Origin of the sequence: Aeromonas piscicola, assembly GCF_000820005.1 — a bacterium.
In the GTDB taxonomy this organism is placed as follows: Bacteria; Pseudomonadota; Gammaproteobacteria; order Enterobacterales; family Aeromonadaceae; genus Aeromonas; species Aeromonas piscicola.
Genome location: NZ_CDBL01000057.1, coordinates 37,940 through 55,328 on the forward strand (window position 1 = coordinate 37,940; position 17,389 = coordinate 55,328).

Below are 17,389 nucleotides of genomic sequence, written 5' to 3' on the forward strand. Positions count from 1 at the left end.
CGCCCACGGGCGGGCTCTTATTGTTCGGTCAGATCCGCTTTGCGGTTGCGGATATGCAGATAGACGGTATGACGGGAGATGCCGAGCATCTCGGCCACCAGCTGGGCGGCATCCTTGATCTCGAAGATGCCCATGTCGTAGAGCCGGTGCACGATCGCCTTGTTGCGCACACTGCTGCCGAGGCTGGCATCCTGATCCACCTTGTCGATCACCTGGGCCACCAGATCGTCCACCGAGCTGGCGAAGGTCTCATTGTTGAGCGGCGCCGGCGCGGCGGGCAGCGAGAAGGTATCGAGCAGGGCGCCGAGCGGCGTATCCAGGCTGAAGTTTACGCACAACATGCCGACGGGTTTGCCCTCCCGGTTGCTGATAGTGATGGAGGAGGACTTGAGCAGCGCCCCCTCGCGGGTGCGGGAGAAGTAGCTGCTCCACTGGCTGCCCGCCGCACTCTGCAGCTTGTTGAGAGCAAAGTCGGTGACGGGCGCCCCCTCCTCCCGGCCTGTGATGTGGCCGTTGGCGATCTTGATGACGGAGGCGTGCAGGCTGTCAAAGGCGTGCAGTACCACTTCACAACCCGGGCCGAACAGGGCGGATAGCGCCTCCACCGCGGGTTCGAAGCTGGCGATCAGGTGGCGCTCTTCATCGGTCAGCGCACTGGCTTGGCGTAATGGGGTGGCCTGCATCATAGGGGTCATCCGGTCAACTTGGGGTAACTCTAAAGCAAATGGACTCAAATAAAGTTGAGCCGCATCGCTTTTTTGCAGGCATTATGCCCAACTGGCGGCAAAGCGCCACAGATTGTGAACTGGCGCACAACGGAAGGGTCTGAACGGGCCTCATGACTCAATAGACGGAAGCTGGACGCCCCGGTTCAGAGTCCGTAGCGGGTCAACAGGGCCTGGTACTCGGGCGTCTGCTTGAAGGCCTTGAGGGCGAGGGAGAACTGATAGGCCAGCTTCTCGTGGCCGGGTTTGTAGGTGAAGGCGAGGAAGTTGCGGTTGCTGTCGGTCACCGTCTTGTCACTATGGCCGACCTGATCCTGCAGCCCCTGTCCCCTGACCAGGTAGCGACCCACCATCTGATTCATCACAACGGCATCGAGCCGCCCCGCCATCATCAGGTGCAACTGCTTGACCATATTGCTCTCTCCCGTCATGGGAACCCGGGTGAACTCGGTCGTGGTCATGAAGGCTTCGCCATAGGCATAATCGGTCTGGGTGCCGATGCGCAGCCCCTTGAGACTGGCCAGGCTCTGGTAGTCGATGGGCTTGCTGAAGGGGAAGAAGATTACTTCACCGCTCTGGGAGAGAGGTTCATCCGGATAGTGCAGCCACTCCAGTCGCCGCTCCTCAAAGAAGGCATCGACTATGCCATCCCCCCGCTGCAACCTGGCTTCCTGCAACACCCGCTTCCAGGGCAACACCTTGACCGTGGTGCGATAGCCCATCCGCTTGAGCACGGCACGGGCCAGATCCAGATCAGCCCCTCCCAGGCTGCCATCGTCGAGCCGCATCACATAGGGCGGCCACAACTCGGTCAACAGGGTCAGGGTCGGCTGTTCATCTGCCTGTACCGCCCAACCCCACCAGAGGCAGAGCAGGATCCATCCTTTACGCCACACCATTCCGTTTTCTCCATCCATGCATGGGCTGAGAATACCAAAAAGTAAGTAATAAAAAAGGAGGCCTGAGCCTCCTTTTGTCTTTCCCGAACGATGCTTACAGCGCTTTCAGGATCGCCTCGACGCTGGCCTTGGCATCGCCAAACAGCATCTGGGTGTTCTCCTTGAAGAACAGCGGGTTCTGGACACCGGCATAGCCAGTGTTCATGGAGCGCTTGAAGCCGATGACGTTCTGCGCCTTCCACACTTCCAGCACCGGCATGCCGGCGATGGGGCTGCCCGGATCTTCCATGGCAGCCGGGTTGACTGTGTCGTTGGCACCGATCACCAATACCACATCGGTATCGTTGAAGTCCTCGTTGATCTCGTCCATTTCCAGCACGATATCGTAAGGAACCTTGGCTTCCGCCAGCAGCACGTTCATGTGGCCTGGCAGACGACCGGCAACCGGGTGGATACCGAAGCGCACCTTGACGCCGCGATCACGCAGCTTCTGGGTGATTTCAGCCACCGGGTACTGGGCCTGTGCCACCGCCATGCCGTAGCCCGGGGTAATGATGACGGAGCTGGCATTCTTCAGCAGGTCAGCCACTTCCTCGGCGTTGGTCTCGCGGTATTCGCCCATCTCCTGGTCGGCCGTGGAGGCCACACCGTCGGAGCCGAAGCCACCGGCGATGACGGAGATGAAGGAGCGGTTCATCGCTTTACACATGATGTAAGACAGGATGGCACCGGAGGAACCCACCAGGGCACCGACCACGATCAGCAGGTCATTGGAGAGCATGAAGCCCGCCGCCGCCGCCGCCCAACCGGAGTAGGAGTTCAGCATGGAGACCACGACCGGCATGTCGGCGCCACCTATGCTGGCCACCAGGTGCCAGCCGAAGGCGAACGCGATCAGGGTCATCACCAGCAGGGCGAAGGTGGAGCCACCGGCGTTGACGAAGGAGATCATCAGCACCAGCGAGGCCACCACGGCCAGCAGGTTCAGCTTGTGGCGATGGGGCAGTTGCAGCGGCTTGGAAGAGATCAGGCCACGCAGCTTGCCGAAGGCAACCACGGAACCGGTGAAGGTCACGGCACCGATGAAGACGCCCAGGAAGATCTCGACCAGGTGGATGTTCAGCATGGCGCCGGAGAGGTGCTCGACCTGAGCGACGCTGGCCGCCTGTTCGAACGCCGCCCGGGCCGCAGCCAGAGTCGCATCCAGGTTGGAACCGACGGAAACCACCACCTCGGCGGGCGCAGACGGGTGCAGATCGATGAAGCTGTTGAAGCCCACCAGCACCGCCGCCATACCGACGAAGCTGTGCAGCACGGCGACCAGCTCGGGCATCTCGGTCATTTCGACCTTGAGTGCCAGCCGCACACCGATGGCACCACCGATGACCATGGCCAGGATGATCCAGTGCACGCCACTGGTTTCCGGGTTGAAGACGGTGGCGAGCAGGGCGATGGCCATACCCGCGATACCGAACAAGTTGCCATGCTTGGCCGTTTCTTGCTTCGACAGTCCCGCGAGACTGAGGATGAAGAGCACGGCGGCAACGATATAGGATGCTGTTACCAGTCCTTGAGACACGTTAAACCCCCTTAATCCTTACGGAACATCTTCAGCATGCGCTGAGTGACGGTGAAGCCACCGAAGATGTTGATACTGGCAATCAGCACGGCGATAAAGGCCAATGCGGTGACCAAAGTCGACCCTTGCCCGATTTGCAGCAAGGCACCGACCACGATAATGCCGGAGATGGCATTGGTGACCGACATCAGCGGCGTATGCAGGGAGTGGGAGACGTTCCACACCACGTAGTAACCGACCACACAGGCCAGGATAAATACGGTGAAGTGAGAGAGGAACGCGGCAGGTGCCACCGAGGCGATCCAGCCAAAGGCCGCGATGCCGAGGGCGCCAAACACAAACTTCTTGTTGGAAGGTTGCTTCGCTTCGGCCTTCTTGATCGGGGCTGCCACAGGTTTCTGCGGTGCGGCAGAGACAGCGATGGCGGGTGGCGGGAAGGTCACTTCACCGGCCTGGATCACCGTCATGTTGCGCTGAACCACGTCTTCGAAGTCGATGGCAACGTTGCCGTCCTTCTCCTTGCACATCAGCTTCATCAGGTTGACCAGGTTGGTACCGTAGAGCTGGGAGGATTGGGCAGGCAGACGACCCGGCAGATCGGTGTAACCGATCACCTTGACGCCGTTGGGGGTGACGAACAGCTCGGTCGGCTTGGTGTATTCACAGTTGCCGCCGGTTGCTGCAGCCAGATCCACGATCACGGAACCCGGCTTCATGCTGTCGACCATCTCCTTGGTGATAAGCTTCGGAGCCGGACGACCCGGGATCAGGGCGGTAGTGATGATGATGTCCACTTCCTTGGCCTGCTGGGCAAACAGCGCCATCTCGGCCGCGATGAACTCATCGGACATGACCTTGGCATAACCATCGCTGGAGGCACCATCTTCGCTGCCGAAGTCCAGCTTGAGGAATTCACCCCCCATGGATTCGATCTGCTCGGCCACTTCCAGACGGGTATCGAACGCCCGGACGATGGCGCCGAGGGAGCCGGCAGTACCGATGGCGGCCAGTCCGGCCACGCCAGCACCGATCACCAGTACCTTGGCAGGCGGAACCTTGCCGGCGGCGGTGATCTGACCGGTGAAGAAGCGACCGAACTGGTGCGCGGCTTCGACCACGGCGCGATAGCCGCCTATGTTGGCCATGGAGGAGAGGGCGTCGAGGGACTGGGCACGGGAGATCCGCGGCACCATGTCCATCGCCATCACATTGATGTTGCGCTCGGACAGCTTCTTGACCAGCTCAGGGTTCTGGGCAGGCCAGATGAAGCTCACCAGGGTGGCACCATCTTTAATTTGTGCGATCTCGGCATCGGTCGGCGCATTGACCTTGAAGATAAGGTCGGCTTGCCAGACGCTCGGCACCACGCTGGCACCGGCAGCCTCGAAGGCGGCATCATCGAAGCTGGCCAGCTGGCCGGCACCGGCCTCGATGGCGACCTCGAAGCCGAGCTTTTTCAGCTGCTCAACGGTGGCCGGGGTCGCTGCGACCCGGGTCTCACCGGCGAGACTCTCTCTCGGTATTCCAATCTGCATGACTATTCCCTGATGGTTAATAAACAATCGCTGCCCAGTGTCGCATTTCTGGCGAAACAAGACATGACCAAAGTGCAGGTCACGGGCCCTTTGTTATGAAAATCAGTAGGCTTTACCTCAACCTCCTGTCATGGCCAGGCCCCCGCTTTTCAGGCGCGAAGGTGATTAGTATCAAATTTTGGAGTTTTATTACAACCGCAGTCCCGATGGCGCGCGTACAGAATTCAGCCCATCCCGGAGCACGATTTAAAAAAACAAACCAAATTAGCGACTTATACCAGTAAAAAGCGCTGGAAAAAGTGATCCAACCAGTCAAAAAAAATGTTTTACCGGCCCTCTATCTTAGCGCTTTTTGTTCTTACGAAATTCACTCCGATCACAGATATCGGGGTGAAAGCGGAAAAAGTAACTGTTTTGTAACAGACAAGGGGCCGGTCCCCCGCCAAATGGCAGGATCCGGCCCCTTAGGTTCAATCGTTTCGATCCTGATGCCCTGCCGCGACGCCCTTACCAGGCCGCTTCATAAATATGCTGGCTCTGTACCAGGTCGATGTCGCCGTGCTCGCCGATGGCGGTCATGCCGTGCTCCGCCAGCTTGCCGATCAGGGTGTCTATCCCCAGCGAGGCGACACCGTAGTCCCGCAGCCGGGTTTTGACCCCCATCCGCTCGAAGAAGTCGCGGGTGGCGGCAATGGCACCGTCGATGCGATCCGCCTCGCTGCCGGTGCGCAGATCCCATACCCGCTCTGCGTATTGCAGCAGCTTGGCATGCTTTTGCTGGCGCTTGGCCTGCAGCAGGGCGGGCAGCACCACCGCCAGAGTCTGGGCGTGGTCGAGGCCGTGCAGGGCAGTCAGCTCGTGGCCCAGCATGTGGGTCGCCCAATCCTGCGGCACACCAGCACCGATCAGGCCGTTGAGGGCCATGGTAGCGCTCCACATGATGTTGGCGCGCACCTCGTAGTTTTCCGGCTCCAGCAGCGCCTTGGGGCCCTCCTCGGCCAGAGTCAGCAGCAAGCCTTCGGCGAAGCGATCCTGCACCTTGGCGTTGACCGGATAGGTGAGGTACTGCTCCAGAATGTGGATGAAAGCATCCACCACGCCATTCGCCACCTGGCGGGCCGGCAGCGTGTAGGTGAGCACGGGATCCAGCACGGCGAAGCGTGGCATCACGAAGGGCGAGAAGAAGTGCACCTTGTCACCCGTGCTGCGACGGGTCACCACGGCTCCCATGTTCATCTCGGAACCGGTGGCCGGCAGGGTCAGCACGGCGCCGAGCGGAATGGCGGAGCGCACCTCGTTGCCAACGGTCTCGAGTATGTGCCAGGGATCTCTGGCCTCATCATAATGGGCAGCGGCGGCGATAAACTTGGTGCCATCCAGCACTGAGCCACCGCCGACGGCGAGCAGAAAGTCGATGCGCTCGGCACGGGCCAGCGCCACCGCCCCCATCAGGGTTTCATAGGTGGGGTTGGGCTCGATGCCGCCGAACTCGAACAGTGTCATGCCAGCCAGCTCGCTGCGGATCTGCGCCAGCAGACCGCTACGTACCACGCTGCCACCGCCATAGGTGATCAGGATGCGGGCGTCGGGGGGGAGCTGTTCGCGCAGCTGGGCAACCTGGCCCTTGCCGAACAGGATCTTGGTCGGGGTATGCAGGGTAAAATTGTTCATCGATATTGCCTTTTTATGTTCCGAGCGGTCTGGCCGCGAAATGTGATTGCATTTTTCTCCAGACAGCCTCTACCATCAAGGCAACATCCTGCTTGATTCTTGCCTATTTCTACAAAGCGGCCAGAACCACAACAAAAGAGACTCCATGCAGAGCCGCTACGCCGACCTCGCCGCCAAGCTGACCCGTCACGTCACTGCCCCAGGCATCACCCCCTCCCCGGTGGAGCAGGTGAACCTCATCTACACCACCGAGTACCACGGTCGCACCCCTGTGCTCTACCAGCCACGCATGATAGTGATATTGCAGGGGCACAAAGTGGGCTATCTGGCGGATCAGGTGTTTCGCTACGATCCCAACCACTACCTGCTGATGACGCTGCCGCTGCCGTGCGAGTGCGAGTGTTTCGCCTCCCCCGAGCAGCCCCTCATCGGCTTCTCCCTCGAGATCGATCTGGTCACCCTGCAGGCACTCTTGCTGGAGCTGGGCGACGCCCTGCCCGCCCCGGCCCCGCAAAAGAGCGGCGTGCACTCTGTGCCCCTGTCGGAGGCCATGTTCTGCGCCGCCGAGCGGCTGATCGACCTGATGGACAAACCCCACCACGCCCGGGTACTGGGACCGCAGACGGTGCGGGAGATGCTGTTCTACGCCCTGCACGAGGGGGGGGGGCCAGCGCTGCAGGCGCTGGCCAATCGTCACAACCATGTGGGCCAAATCGCCCGGGTGCTGCGTATGATAGAGTCGCGCTTCGCCGACAACCTCACCATGGAGGAGCTGGCGTGGGAGGTGAACATGAGTGTCTCCGCCTTTCATCACCACTTCAAGGCGGTCACGGCCACCTCGCCGCTGCAGTACATCAAGTCGTTTCGCCTGCACAAGGCGCGCATCATGATGCTGCACGACGGCATCAAGGCCGGTGCCGCGGCGGCCAGGGTCGGTTACGAGAGCAACTCCCAGTTCAGCCGGGAGTACAAGCGCTTCTTCGGCAGCACGCCGACGGATCAGGCCTCCCGCTTCCGGGATGGCCAGCTGCGCATCATCGAAGGATAAATACGAGAGAGGGATTACCTATGCGTTCACTGCTTTGCCTGCTCACCACCCTGCTGCTGACGGCCTGTACCGGCGTGGCCGAGGGTATACGCCCCGTCACCGGTTTCCAGCTCGATCGCTACCTCGGCACCTGGTACGAGATAGCACGCCTGGACCACAGCTTCGAGCGGGGACTGGAAGAGGTCAGCGCCAGCTACAGCCTGCGTGACGATGGCGGCGTCAAGGTGATCAATCGCGGCAAACAGAGCGATGGCAGCTGGCTCGAGGCCGAGGGCAAGGCCTGTTTCGTTGACAAGCCGGACGAGGCGCGGCTCAAGGTGAGCTTCTTCGGTCCCTTCTACGGCGGCTACAACGTCATCGATCTGGACCCCGACTACCAGCTATCCCTGGTAACCAGCTACAACCACGACTATCTCTGGATCCTCTCCCGCGCCCCCAATCCGCCAAAAGCCAAGGTGGATGCGCTGATCGCCAAGGCCAAGAAACTGGGTTTTGCCACCGACCAGCTGATTTGGGTCAAACAGCCAGGATAAGCGCCAGAAATGGCAAAGGGCAGCCCGCGGGCTGCCCTTTCTCTTGCCTGATGATCAGAGCCGGAAGCGGCCTATCTCCTGCTCCAGCCGCTCGGTCAGCGCCTTGAGCTCGGCGGCCTGAGCTGCCTCCTGATTGGCCTGCTCGGCCAGCTCCTGGGAGACGTGGCGTATGTTCTCGGTGTTGCGGCTGATCTCGCTGGTGACCGAGGTCTGCTCCTCCGCCGCCGCCGCTATCTGGGTCGCCATGTCGCTGATGGAACCTATGGCCTGGTTGATCCGGCCAAGGCTCAGGTTGGCGGCTTCCGCATCCTCCACGCTGGTGCCCGCCAGCTGACGGCTGGTCTCCATGCCCCCTACGGCGCGACGGGTGGTCTGCTGCAGCGTCTCTATCATCTGCTGGATCTCGTCGGTGGAGTCGTGGGTACGGCGCGACAACACCCGCACCTCGTCCGCCACCACGGCAAAGCCACGTCCCTGCTCACCGGCCCGGGCCGCCTCGATGGCGGCGTTGAGCGCCAGCAGGTTGGTCTGCTCGGCGATACCGCTGATGGTGGCCAGAATGCCGCTGATCTTCTGGGCATGGGCATCCAGCTCCACAATGATCTGGCTGGCATCGGCCACCTCGTCCGCCAGCCCGGTGATGCTGCGCTGGCTCTGGCCGACCTGGGACTGACCGGCGACGGCCAGCTTGACCGCATCGCCGGAGGTGGTAGCGGCAAATTCGGCGTTGCCGGCAATCTCCTGAGTAGCAGAGGCCATCTCGGTCACCGCGGTCGCCACCATGACGATCTCGTCCTGTTGCTGGCGTACCCGCTGGCTGCGAGCCAGGGCGCCGGCCGCCTGAGTACGGGACTGGGCCGCCAGCTCGACGGTCACATCCCGCAAGCGGCTGACGATGCCGTGCAGGCGGGCCACAAACTGGTTGAAGCTCTCGGCCAGCTGGCCCACTTCATCCTTGCTGCGGGTGTTGATGTGGACTGTAAGGTCCCCCTCGCCGTGGGCGATGTCGTGCAAGGCCCCGGCCACCCGGCCCAGATCCTGGAACAGGAACTTGAAGGTGCTGGTCAGCACCAGACCGAATACCAGGATCAGGCCGGCACTGATGAGTGACAGCTCCCACAGCAGGCTCTGCAGCGGCGCCATCAGCACATCCTCATGCATCACCATGGCCAGCAGCCAGTCGGTGTTGGGAATGGGCAGCACCAGCATCTGGGCATCCCGTCCGCCGATCTGCACCAGCTGCAGGCCGCCCTGCTGGCTCATGCTCACCAGCCGGCCGGCATCCAGCTCGGGGGCCAGATCCTGGCTCTTCTTGAGCGCCAGCGCCTTGTCCGGGTGGGCGACTATGAGGCCGCTCTTGTCCAGCAGCATGGCGTAGCCATCCCCCTGTACCCGCATCGCCAGCACATCCTTGATGAGCTGTTCCAGCGCCAGGTTGGCACCGACCACACCGGCCAGCCGGCCCTGCTGCATCACGGGCTCGGCCAGGGTCACCACCAGTTGCTGCATGGTCACGCTGACATAGGGTTCGGTGATGATGAGCTTGCCCGCCTTGACCGCGTCCTGATACCAGGGCCGCTCACGCGGGTCATAGTTGCCCTTGTTGAGGGAGGGATCGTTGCGGGTCATCACCCCCTCCTCCGAGCCGTAGTAGGCCAGCCCGAAGCCGCCGGAGCGCAGGGTCTGCTGCAGATGAGGCACCAGCTCGGAGGTCGGGTGGCTGGCAATGACATCGACCTGGGCGGTCAGGCTCTCGCGCCTGTCCTGCATCCATTTGCCTATCCCCTCCGCGTAGGCGCTGGCATAGTTGCGCGCCTCGCTGTCGATGGCGCTCAGGGTCTGGTTTTTCAAGGTATAGAAGGCGGTCATGCCCAGCAGGCAGACCGTGATCAAGACCACGCCAAGACTGGTGGCCAACAACTTGCCGCGAAGGGAGAGATTCATGGGATATCCTTATGGCTGTCTCAATGGCGTCAAACAAAGCTGCACGCCCTGTGTGGACTATATCGACAGAAAATCCCGATCCATGAATTTCAATCCGTTGATTTTAAATGAATCAGTAAGTGAATCCTGGCAATACCCCTTGCCATCCGGCATGGGAAAATCCCCTCAAAACCCCGGCTGATGCACCCTCAGCAGGTGTAAAAAAGGCCACCTCCAGGAGGTGGCCAGCGTGCATTCGACCCGCAGAAAAACGGGCTGGCGCACCCGGGCTATGGCGGTGTTGAGCCGCATGTTGGTGGCGCTGACGAGCGCAATCTGTAGTAGGTTGGTACATCCATCGTACCTAAGGAGCCCCTCATACCATGCCCCGAAATATCGAGATCAAGGCCAAGATCGCACGGGTCGACACACTCCTCCCCAAGGTAGCCGCCATTGCCAGTCAGGGTCCCGTCGAGATAGCACAGGATGATACTTTCTTTCGCTGCGAGTCAGGCCGCCTCAAACTGCGCACCCTGTCGCCCTCTGCCGGCCAGCTCATCTTCTACCGCCGTGCCGATCGGCAAGGCCCCAAGGAGAGCTTCTATCACGTTACTCCGACGAGCGAGCCGGACAGCCTGCGGGAGACACTCAGCCTGGCCTGTGGCCAGATCGGCAGGGTGCGCAAGACGCGCACCCTGTTTCTAGTCGGCAGAACACGGATCCATCTCGATCGGGTCGAGGGGCTCGGTCACTTTCTCGAGCTGGAGGTAGTGTTGGAGGATGACGAACTGCTCGAGGCAGGGATACAGGAGGCTAATGACATTATGGCGCACCTTGGTGTGGGCCCCTCCCAGTTGATCGAAGGTGCCTATATGGACCTGCTGGCAAAGACGCTGGCCTGACCTTACGATAACAAACAGGCCGCCCGCAGGCGGCCTGTTTCCATCAAATGATCCTTATTTCACCCGGGCTATGGCGGTATTGAGCCGCATGTTGCCGGCATCCAGGCTCGGGGTCTGGCCGTAAAACTCGAACTCCAGCTTGACCCCGGGGCGGAACAGCAGGCAGTGGGTCGAGCCGCCGAAGTGGAACATGCCGAGCTGATCCCCCTTCTTCACCCTGTCCCCCGCCCGCACAGTGATGTCGCAGCTCGACACCTCGGCCATGCCCACAGGCACCACGCACATCAGCCCGATTTTGGGGTTGTCGGCTTCGATGAAGATCAGCGCCCGGGTTGCCACCGAGGTGAGGAAGGGCTGCGAGTTGTTGGGAGCGCTGGGATCTGCCCCCTGCGGGTCGACAAATCCCTCGAACTGGTTCTCCAGATAGTAGGTGCCGTTGACCACACGCACCTTACGAATGGTGCCGCTCACCGGGCTGTGCCAGCGGTGATAGCTGAGGGCGCTGAGGAAGGCCTGATACACGGTGCCACCTTCGAAGCGAGGCGCCAGATCGTCGAAATCGAGCATATTGTCCAACGAATAGGGCTGCCCCTTGAGCCAGAACTGATCGCTGCGGCTCACCCCTTTCTTCACCTGCAACGGCGCCGATTCGCAGGCGTTGACGATGACGTTGTCATCCTCAGGGGCCGAAACGGGTCGCACATCGGGACGGAAGGTGCGGGTGAAAAAGTCATCCCAGCAACTGAAGCCGTGATACTCGGCCGACGGGTCACATTGGAAAATCTGCTCAAAGCTGCCAGGTGTCGGATTTGTCCCTTCACCCAGGGCCCCGCAGGCCACCTTGACCATCTCGCTCTTGGCCGCCGTGCCGAGCCAGGGCACCACCAGAGTCTCTTGATCCAGCCGACTGACCGGCTCGTTCAACACGTAACGCGAAGCCGGGCTTTGCAGAAACAGCGCCCAGTAATCGAGGATCTTCTTGAACTGCTGGTTGATCAGGACGTTGGCGAAGAAGTGATAACCGGACTGGGTCGCCATGGGCCAGTCGAGCAGCGCATTGATGGGAAAACCTATGAGGCCGGAGGGCTCGTGCGTCGGAATGTCCTGATACGCCTCGGGGGCCGTGGTCATGATGCCGTTGAGCAGCCCCAGAAACTCCTCAAAGGATCGCACCTCGACCTGACCGAGTGGGGTCAGGTGCTTGTGGCGCCAGGCCTCCTTGAACATGGCTTCGGCCTGGGCGTGCAGCGAAGGGTCGGCGTTGACCAGATCCCGCAATTCGGCGATGGGAGGCACAAGCGCGGTTGGCTGGTTGGCAACATAGTGCCGGATCCGCCGGATCCAGCGCGCGATATGGGCACAATCCTGTGGCACCCAGCCGCCGGGGCGAGACTTGTTCAGTCGGGTTTCAACTGCCTTGTTCATGAGTCTATCTCCTCAAATGATGTTCACGCCCACAATCCACGGCTTGAGCATTGGCTATCGGTTTGCCATCAACACGAAATGACACCGCCCATGTGGTGTAGCACACGGGCCCATGAAGCACGATTGCCAGAAACGACAGGGCGAATTGGCGCAATAGCGACTAGCGGTCAGTGGCAGTGCGGGATCTGAAGGGAAAGAGGCGCCGGGAATGGGCTGACGCCGCCGAAAAACGGCAACCATAGGAGCAGGCATAACGGGAGGAAAAAGCGGGAACGCAGAAATGCGAAAAGCCAGCTCAATGAGCTGGCTTTTCTTAAAATGGCAGGGGCGGCAGGACTCGAACCCGCAACCATCGGTTTTGGAGACCGCTGTTCTACCAATTGGAACTACGCCCCTGCAACAAACGAGGCGAATTATACAAAGCCGGGTTCAAAGGTAAAGGCTTTTTTCTCACTTTCGATTCGATTGCACAAATGACGAGCAACTCGCGGCAATTTGCGCAGCCTGACGGGGTAACTTGCTGTATTTACAGCCTTGTCAGGGTAGGAAAGCCGCATAAATGGGGGTAGGGTGAAGATTGGTTCCGGGAGGCTGTTCATGCTCAATTACCGATTGCTCCAACAACTGGCGCCGCTCAACTTCAGGGATGAACGCAAAACGGAGTCCCTGCCCGACTATCTCGACCGGGTTGCCCCGCAGGTACCCTTCATTCCCCACAGCGTGCTTTCCCAGTGGATTTATCGCCATTGGCGCGGTTTTGAGTCCAACTGGAGCTTTATCGATCTCGCCCGTCACCAGTTCGAGTGCGAGCAGTGGCCCACCGAGCAGATCATCGCCCAGACCGGCTCCCGTCATATGGAGGTGATCGAGCGCTGGGGCGAGATGCTGCGCCACAACCGCTACGTACGTCGATCCTGGCTCGGCGACTACATGCTGACGCAAGGCACCTGGTCAGAGCCCATCATAGTGCTGGCCACGGCGCCGGATAGCCGTTACCCGGACGGGCAGCAGCTGCCACAACCCTATTGCCTGCTGGAAGGACATCACAGACTCGCCTATCTGCGTTCCATGGCCGAAGATCAACAGCCCCTGCAAACAGAACACAGCGTGTGGGTTTGCCGACCCGTTCACGGCACTTAAACGTTTTCCTGCGTAAATCCTGCCTTTGAAATAAATTTTTGACAATTCAAAAACCAGCCCTATAATCTGTCCGGTTTTGAAAAAGGTCGGGACAAGACGATGCAGTTTTTGATTCGGAAAACAGCCTTGCAGACGGGTGGTGCGCACCAGAGCGGCCCCGTTGTTTCCGGTTCCCGCCCCACAGATCCCCAGTTATTTTTAAAAAAGGCCCCTGTTTCAGGGGCTTTTTTTTGTGCCCGAAAAACCTTCATTGATGTCAAAGGGAATGCAGACGATGACCAATCCACTCTATAAGAAACATGTCATCTCCATTTCGGACCTGACCCGGCCCGATATGGAACTGGTGGTCGCAACCGCACAGCGGTTGAAGGCCGAGCCCGACACCCGCCTGTTGAAAGACAAGCTGGTTGCCAGCTGCTTCTTCGAAGCGTCTACCCGTACCCGCCTCTCTTTCGAGACCGCGGTCCAGCGCCTGGGTGGCAACATCATCGGCTTCGCCGACGGCGGCAACACCAGTGCCAAGAAGGGCGAGACCCTGGCCGACTCCATCAAGATCATCGGCTCCTACTCGGATGCCGTGGTGATGCGTCACCCGAAAGAGGGCGCCGCCCGCCTCGCCTCCGAGTTCTCCCGGGTACCGGTCATCAACGGCGGTGACGGTTCCAACCAGCATCCGACCCAGACCCTGCTCGACCTCTTCTCCATCCATGAGACGCAAGGCAAGCTGGACGGCCTCAACGTGGCCTTCGTCGGCGACCTCAAATATGGCCGCACCGTCCACTCCCTGGCCCAGGCCCTGAGCCTGTTCAACTGCCGCTTCTTCTTCATCTCCCCGGACGCGCTGGCGATGCCGGACTACATCTGCGAGGAGCTGGAAGAGAAGGGCATACGGTTCAGCGTGCACGAGACCATGGAAGAAGTGATGCCGGAGCTCGACATCCTCTACATGACCCGAGTCCAGAAAGAGCGCTTCGACGAGACCGAGTACAAGCACATGGCCGCCAAGTTCGTGCTGGAGCTGGCCACCCTGGAAGGGGCCAAGCCCACCATGAAGATCCTGCACCCCCTGCCCCGCGTCGACGAGATTGATGTGGCGGTCGACAAGACTTCCCACGCCTACTACTTCCAGCAGGCGGAAAACGGGGTCTACGCGCGCCAGGCACTGCTGGCTCTGGTACTGAACGAAACCGTCTAAGGGAAAAGGGAAACATCATGTCCGAGAAGAATCAACTGCAAGTCGAAGCCATCCGTCACGGCTCCGTCATAGACCACGTCCCCGCCGGCCAGGGCATCAAGATCCTCAAGCTGTTCCAGCTGATCGAGACCCAGGAGCGGATCACCGTCGGTTTCAACCTGAAATCCGGCGCGCTGGGCAAGAAGGATCTCATCAAGATAGAGAACACCCGCCTGACCGCGGAGCAGGCCAACCAGCTGGCCCTGTTCGCCCCCAAGGCGACCGTCAACATCATCGAAGACTTCGCCGTGGTGAAGAAGCACCAGTTGGAACTGCCTGAGTTCATTACCGGTGTGTTCCACTGCCCCAACTCCAACTGCATCTCCCACAACGAGCCGGTGGACAGCTACTTCCGGGTGCGCGAGGTGAAAGGCATGGTGCGCATGAAGTGCAAATACTGCGAGAAGTCCTTCACCCAGGACATAGTCAGCGAACGTTACTAATATCCAAGTGGGCCCCAATGGGCCCATTTTTGACCCCTGTCACATCACAGATTCTCCGTTTAGCTATAATTTGCCATCCTATAAAGGCTAAAAATCGCTCATTCCCTGCCTCACTCCTTTCCATCAGAACTTTTAGCTATTAAAAGACATTGATGGCAGATTTCGAGCGATAGCCTTCGGTCACAGTCAAAGGAAATCGCCGTGGTCAAAACCCTCAGTCGTCCCGTTGAACAAGAGCCCGATCTGGCCCAGCTGGATGCCTGTCGCCAGATCATCGGCCAGCACTGCTACAGCACCCAGGAGGAGATCCGCCGCGAGCTGGCGGAGCGTGGCTTTGCCGACATCAGCCAGTCCACCATCTCCCGTCTGTTGCGCCGCCTTGGCGTCGCCAAGGCGCAGAATGCCAACGGCAAAAAGGTCTACACGCTCGTGGACGAGCAGCTGGAGCCCGCCGGCAGCACCCGCTCCATCCACGACATGGTGCGCGAAGTGGTGCACAACCAGCAGATGGTGTTGATCCACACCACCCCGGGTGCCGCCACTGTGGTGGCCCGCCTGCTGGATCGCAACGCCAATCCCGAGATCATGGGCGCTGTCGCCGGCAACGATGTTGTGCTGGTCGCGCCGCGCCACATCAGCCGCACCCGCCTGGCCCACGCGGCCGTGGTACGTACCCTGGAGCAGGCGCGCTGACGTTCCTCCCCTGAATGCAAAAGGTGACCCCGGGGTCGCCTTTTTATTGCCTCACGCTCTGCTTTCCTGCTCTCTATTGCCTGAACCCCCTTGCCCTGCGGAGCTTCCCCCCGGTTGAGCAGGAGAGATCCTGCGGCGCAAGGCGCCTCGCCATAACAAACGGGAGCCACTGGCTCCCGTTTCATGTCGTCTTTCACCTGTTATGCCAGCACTGCACCCAGGCTCAGGCAAACCACGATCAGCACTGTCAGGATACCGAGCAGCGGCGCTACCCACTTCAGCCAGCGCACATAGGGCACCTTGGCGATGGCCAGCCCCCCCATGACCACGGCGGAGGTCGGAGTCACCAGGTTCACCAGGCCGGAGGCGGACTGATAAGCGGTCACCACCAGCTCGCGACCCACGTTGGCGAAGTCGGCAAGGGGCGCCATGATCGGCATGGTCAGCACGGCCAGACCGGAGGAGGACGGCACCAGGAAGGAGAGCACCAGCTCCAGCACGAACATCACGTTGATGAACACTACGGTGGAGAGGCCGGTCACTATCCCTTCTGCGCTGTGCAATATGGTGTGAGTGATCATGCCGTTGTCCATCACCACCACGATACCGCGAGCGATACCTATGATGAGGGCCACACCGAGCAGGTCACGGGCACCGTCGATGAAGTTGGAGGTCAGCTCCTCCTCGCTCATGCGGGAGATGACGCCGACTATGATGGCGGCCGCCAGGAAAACGCCGGAGATCTGCGCCATCCACCAGCCGAGCACGGCCACACCGTAGATCATCACGGCGAAGGCGGCGACGAAGATACCCAGCACTATCTTGCGAGTAAGAGTGAACTCCAGCATCTGGTCGCTCTTGTTGCCGAGGAAGTGGGCACGGTTCTCTTCCCACTTGTCAGCCACCAGGGACTTGCTGGGGTCGTTGCGCACCATCTTGGCATAACGCATGACGTAGGCCACGCACAGCAACCAGCCGGCAATCAGCATGGCGACGCGCAGCCAGATACCGTCGGTGAAGGAGATGCCGGCGGCGTTGGCGGCGATCACGGTCGCAAACGGGTTGATGGTGGAGCCCAGAGTACCGATACCGGCACCGAGCAACACGGTCGCGGCAGCGACTACGGGGTCGAAGCGGGCGGCCATCATCACGGGGACCAGCAGGGTATAGAAAGGCAGAGACTCTTCAGCCATGCCGTAGATGGTACCGCCTGCGGCAAACAGCGCCATCAGGATCGGGATCATCCACTCTTCACGGCCGCGCAGGCGGTCGGTAACGCGCTCGATACCGGCATCGATGGCGCCAGTCTTGGTCACAATGCCAAGAAAACCACCGATGATCAGGATAAACAGGGAGACGTCGATGGCGCCTGCCTGATAGGTGTCATGGTTGTAGAGACCATCGATGGGTGCCAGCAGCACGTCGACTATCCCCTGGGGATTCCCCTCTACCAGCTTGTAGGTTCCGGCCACCGGCACTTCCTTGCCGAGGGCGTCGTTCATGATCATGTCGTATTTGCCGGCTGGCACTACCCAGCTCAGGGCGGCCACCAAGGCGATCAGCACAAACAGTATGGTGTAGGCTGATGGGAACTTGAATTTGGTCATGGTCCAGCTTCCTTCTGTGGTGTGGTATCCAT

General features: G+C 60.5%; 15 protein-coding genes and 1 tRNA gene. 7 read left to right on the forward strand and 9 right to left on the reverse strand.

Going from position 1 to position 17,389, the window contains the following annotated elements:
- Positions 1–17: 17 nt before the first annotated feature.
- From BN1128_RS15120 to yqhD, 5 genes are all read right to left on the reverse strand, one after another.
- On the reverse strand, positions 18–686 hold the full coding sequence (locus BN1128_RS15120) for a helix-turn-helix transcriptional regulator (protein WP_209428576.1): 669 nt from the start codon (positions 684–686) through the stop codon (positions 18–20).
- A gap of 185 nt (positions 687–871) precedes the next feature.
- Positions 872–1,624: a substrate-binding periplasmic protein gene (locus BN1128_RS15125; protein ID WP_042870211.1), complete on the reverse strand. Its 753-nt coding sequence runs from the start codon at positions 1,622–1,624 to the stop codon at positions 872–874.
- 94 nt (positions 1,625–1,718) lie between these two features.
- On the reverse strand, positions 1,719–3,203 hold the full coding sequence (gene pntB, locus BN1128_RS15130) for a Re/Si-specific NAD(P)(+) transhydrogenase subunit beta (RefSeq protein ID WP_042870213.1): 1,485 nt from the start codon (positions 3,201–3,203) through the stop codon (positions 1,719–1,721).
- Between the two features lie 11 nt (positions 3,204–3,214).
- Positions 3,215–4,738, reverse strand: coding sequence for a Re/Si-specific NAD(P)(+) transhydrogenase subunit alpha (gene pntA / locus BN1128_RS15135; protein WP_042870215.1), 1,524 nt, complete (start codon positions 4,736–4,738; stop codon positions 3,215–3,217).
- A gap of 507 nt (positions 4,739–5,245) precedes the next feature.
- Positions 5,246–6,409, reverse strand: a complete 1,164-nt coding sequence (gene yqhD / locus BN1128_RS15140; RefSeq protein WP_042870217.1) for an alcohol dehydrogenase — start codon at positions 6,407–6,409, stop codon at positions 5,246–5,248.
- Positions 6,410–6,554: 145 nt separating this feature from the next.
- Here yqhD and BN1128_RS15145 point away from each other — a divergent pair, with 145 nt between their 5' ends.
- Positions 6,555–7,457: an AraC family transcriptional regulator gene (locus tag BN1128_RS15145; protein ID WP_042870220.1), complete on the forward strand. Its 903-nt coding sequence runs from the start codon at positions 6,555–6,557 to the stop codon at positions 7,455–7,457.
- A 20-nt stretch (positions 7,458–7,477) separates the two neighbouring features.
- Complete coding sequence (locus BN1128_RS15150) at positions 7,478–7,990, forward strand: lipocalin family protein (RefSeq protein WP_042870222.1); 513 nt, start codon at positions 7,478–7,480, stop codon at positions 7,988–7,990.
- A gap of 54 nt (positions 7,991–8,044) precedes the next feature.
- Here the strand turns inward: BN1128_RS15150 and BN1128_RS15155 are convergent, their stop codons facing one another.
- The gene (locus BN1128_RS15155) at positions 8,045–9,934 is read right to left on the reverse strand and encodes a methyl-accepting chemotaxis protein (protein WP_042870225.1); all 1,890 of its coding nucleotides are present in this window, start codon (positions 9,932–9,934) and stop codon (positions 8,045–8,047) included.
- Between the two features lie 362 nt (positions 9,935–10,296).
- Here BN1128_RS15155 and BN1128_RS15160 point away from each other — a divergent pair, with 362 nt between their 5' ends.
- Positions 10,297–10,815: a class IV adenylate cyclase gene (locus BN1128_RS15160; RefSeq protein WP_042870228.1), complete on the forward strand. Its 519-nt coding sequence runs from the start codon at positions 10,297–10,299 to the stop codon at positions 10,813–10,815.
- Positions 10,816–10,869: 54 nt separating this feature from the next.
- Here the strand turns inward: BN1128_RS15160 and BN1128_RS15165 are convergent, their stop codons facing one another.
- Both BN1128_RS15165 and BN1128_RS15170 read right to left on the reverse strand, forming a co-directional pair.
- The gene (locus BN1128_RS15165; RefSeq protein ID WP_042870230.1) at positions 10,870–12,240 is read right to left on the reverse strand and encodes a phosphatidylserine decarboxylase family protein; all 1,371 of its coding nucleotides are present in this window, start codon (positions 12,238–12,240) and stop codon (positions 10,870–10,872) included.
- 319 nt (positions 12,241–12,559) lie between these two features.
- Positions 12,560–12,636 (reverse strand) — tRNA-Trp (locus tag BN1128_RS15170).
- Positions 12,637–12,837: 201 nt separating this feature from the next.
- Here BN1128_RS15170 and BN1128_RS15175 point away from each other — a divergent pair.
- From BN1128_RS15175 to BN1128_RS15190, 4 genes are all read left to right on the forward strand, one after another.
- Positions 12,838–13,380, forward strand: coding sequence for a hypothetical protein (locus tag BN1128_RS15175; RefSeq protein WP_042870232.1), 543 nt, complete (start codon positions 12,838–12,840; stop codon positions 13,378–13,380).
- 274 nt (positions 13,381–13,654) lie between these two features.
- Entirely contained in the window at positions 13,655–14,575 is a 921-nt protein-coding gene (pyrB, locus tag BN1128_RS15180) for an aspartate carbamoyltransferase (protein WP_042870234.1), read from the forward strand.
- A 17-nt stretch (positions 14,576–14,592) separates the two neighbouring features.
- Positions 14,593–15,057, forward strand: coding sequence for an aspartate carbamoyltransferase regulatory subunit (gene pyrI, locus BN1128_RS15185; RefSeq protein ID WP_042870236.1), 465 nt, complete (start codon positions 14,593–14,595; stop codon positions 15,055–15,057).
- Between the two features lie 201 nt (positions 15,058–15,258).
- Positions 15,259–15,750: an arginine repressor gene (locus tag BN1128_RS15190; RefSeq protein WP_042870238.1), complete on the forward strand. Its 492-nt coding sequence runs from the start codon at positions 15,259–15,261 to the stop codon at positions 15,748–15,750.
- 200 nt (positions 15,751–15,950) lie between these two features.
- Here BN1128_RS15190 and BN1128_RS15195 read toward each other — a convergent pair whose 3' ends face one another.
- Positions 15,951–17,357 carry a YfcC family protein gene (locus tag BN1128_RS15195; RefSeq protein WP_042870240.1) on the reverse strand — a complete coding sequence of 469 codons (1,407 nt, stop codon included), beginning with the start codon at positions 17,355–17,357 and terminating at the stop codon, positions 15,951–15,953.
- Positions 17,358–17,389: the final 32 nt, after the last annotated feature.

Excerpts from the sequence above, each read along its gene's own strand:
- BN1128_RS15120 (WP_209428576.1), bottom strand. The coding sequence starts at position 686 with ATGATGCAGGCCACCCCATTACGCCAAGCCAGTGCGCTGACCGATGAA.
- BN1128_RS15125 (WP_042870211.1), bottom strand. The coding sequence starts at position 1,624 with ATGGTGTGGCGTAAAGGATGGATCCTGCTCTGCCTCTGGTGGGGTTGG.
- pntA (WP_042870215.1), bottom strand. The coding sequence starts at position 4,738 with ATGCAGATTGGAATACCGAGAGAGAGTCTCGCCGGTGAGACCCGGGTC.
- yqhD (WP_042870217.1), bottom strand. The coding sequence starts at position 6,409 with ATGAACAATTTTACCCTGCATACCCCGACCAAGATCCTGTTCGGCAAG.
- BN1128_RS15145 (WP_042870220.1), top strand. The coding sequence starts at position 6,555 with ATGCAGAGCCGCTACGCCGACCTCGCCGCCAAGCTGACCCGTCACGTC.
- BN1128_RS15150 (WP_042870222.1), top strand. The coding sequence starts at position 7,478 with ATGCGTTCACTGCTTTGCCTGCTCACCACCCTGCTGCTGACGGCCTGT.
- BN1128_RS15155 (WP_042870225.1), bottom strand. The coding sequence starts at position 9,934 with ATGAATCTCTCCCTTCGCGGCAAGTTGTTGGCCACCAGTCTTGGCGTG.
- BN1128_RS15160 (WP_042870228.1), top strand. The coding sequence starts at position 10,297 with ATGCCCCGAAATATCGAGATCAAGGCCAAGATCGCACGGGTCGACACA.
- BN1128_RS15165 (WP_042870230.1), bottom strand. The coding sequence starts at position 12,240 with ATGAACAAGGCAGTTGAAACCCGACTGAACAAGTCTCGCCCCGGCGGC.
- BN1128_RS15175 (WP_042870232.1), top strand. The coding sequence starts at position 12,838 with ATGCTCAATTACCGATTGCTCCAACAACTGGCGCCGCTCAACTTCAGG.
- pyrB (WP_042870234.1), top strand. The coding sequence starts at position 13,655 with ATGACCAATCCACTCTATAAGAAACATGTCATCTCCATTTCGGACCTG.
- pyrI (WP_042870236.1), top strand. The coding sequence starts at position 14,593 with ATGTCCGAGAAGAATCAACTGCAAGTCGAAGCCATCCGTCACGGCTCC.
- BN1128_RS15195 (WP_042870240.1), bottom strand. The coding sequence starts at position 17,357 with ATGACCAAATTCAAGTTCCCATCAGCCTACACCATACTGTTTGTGCTG.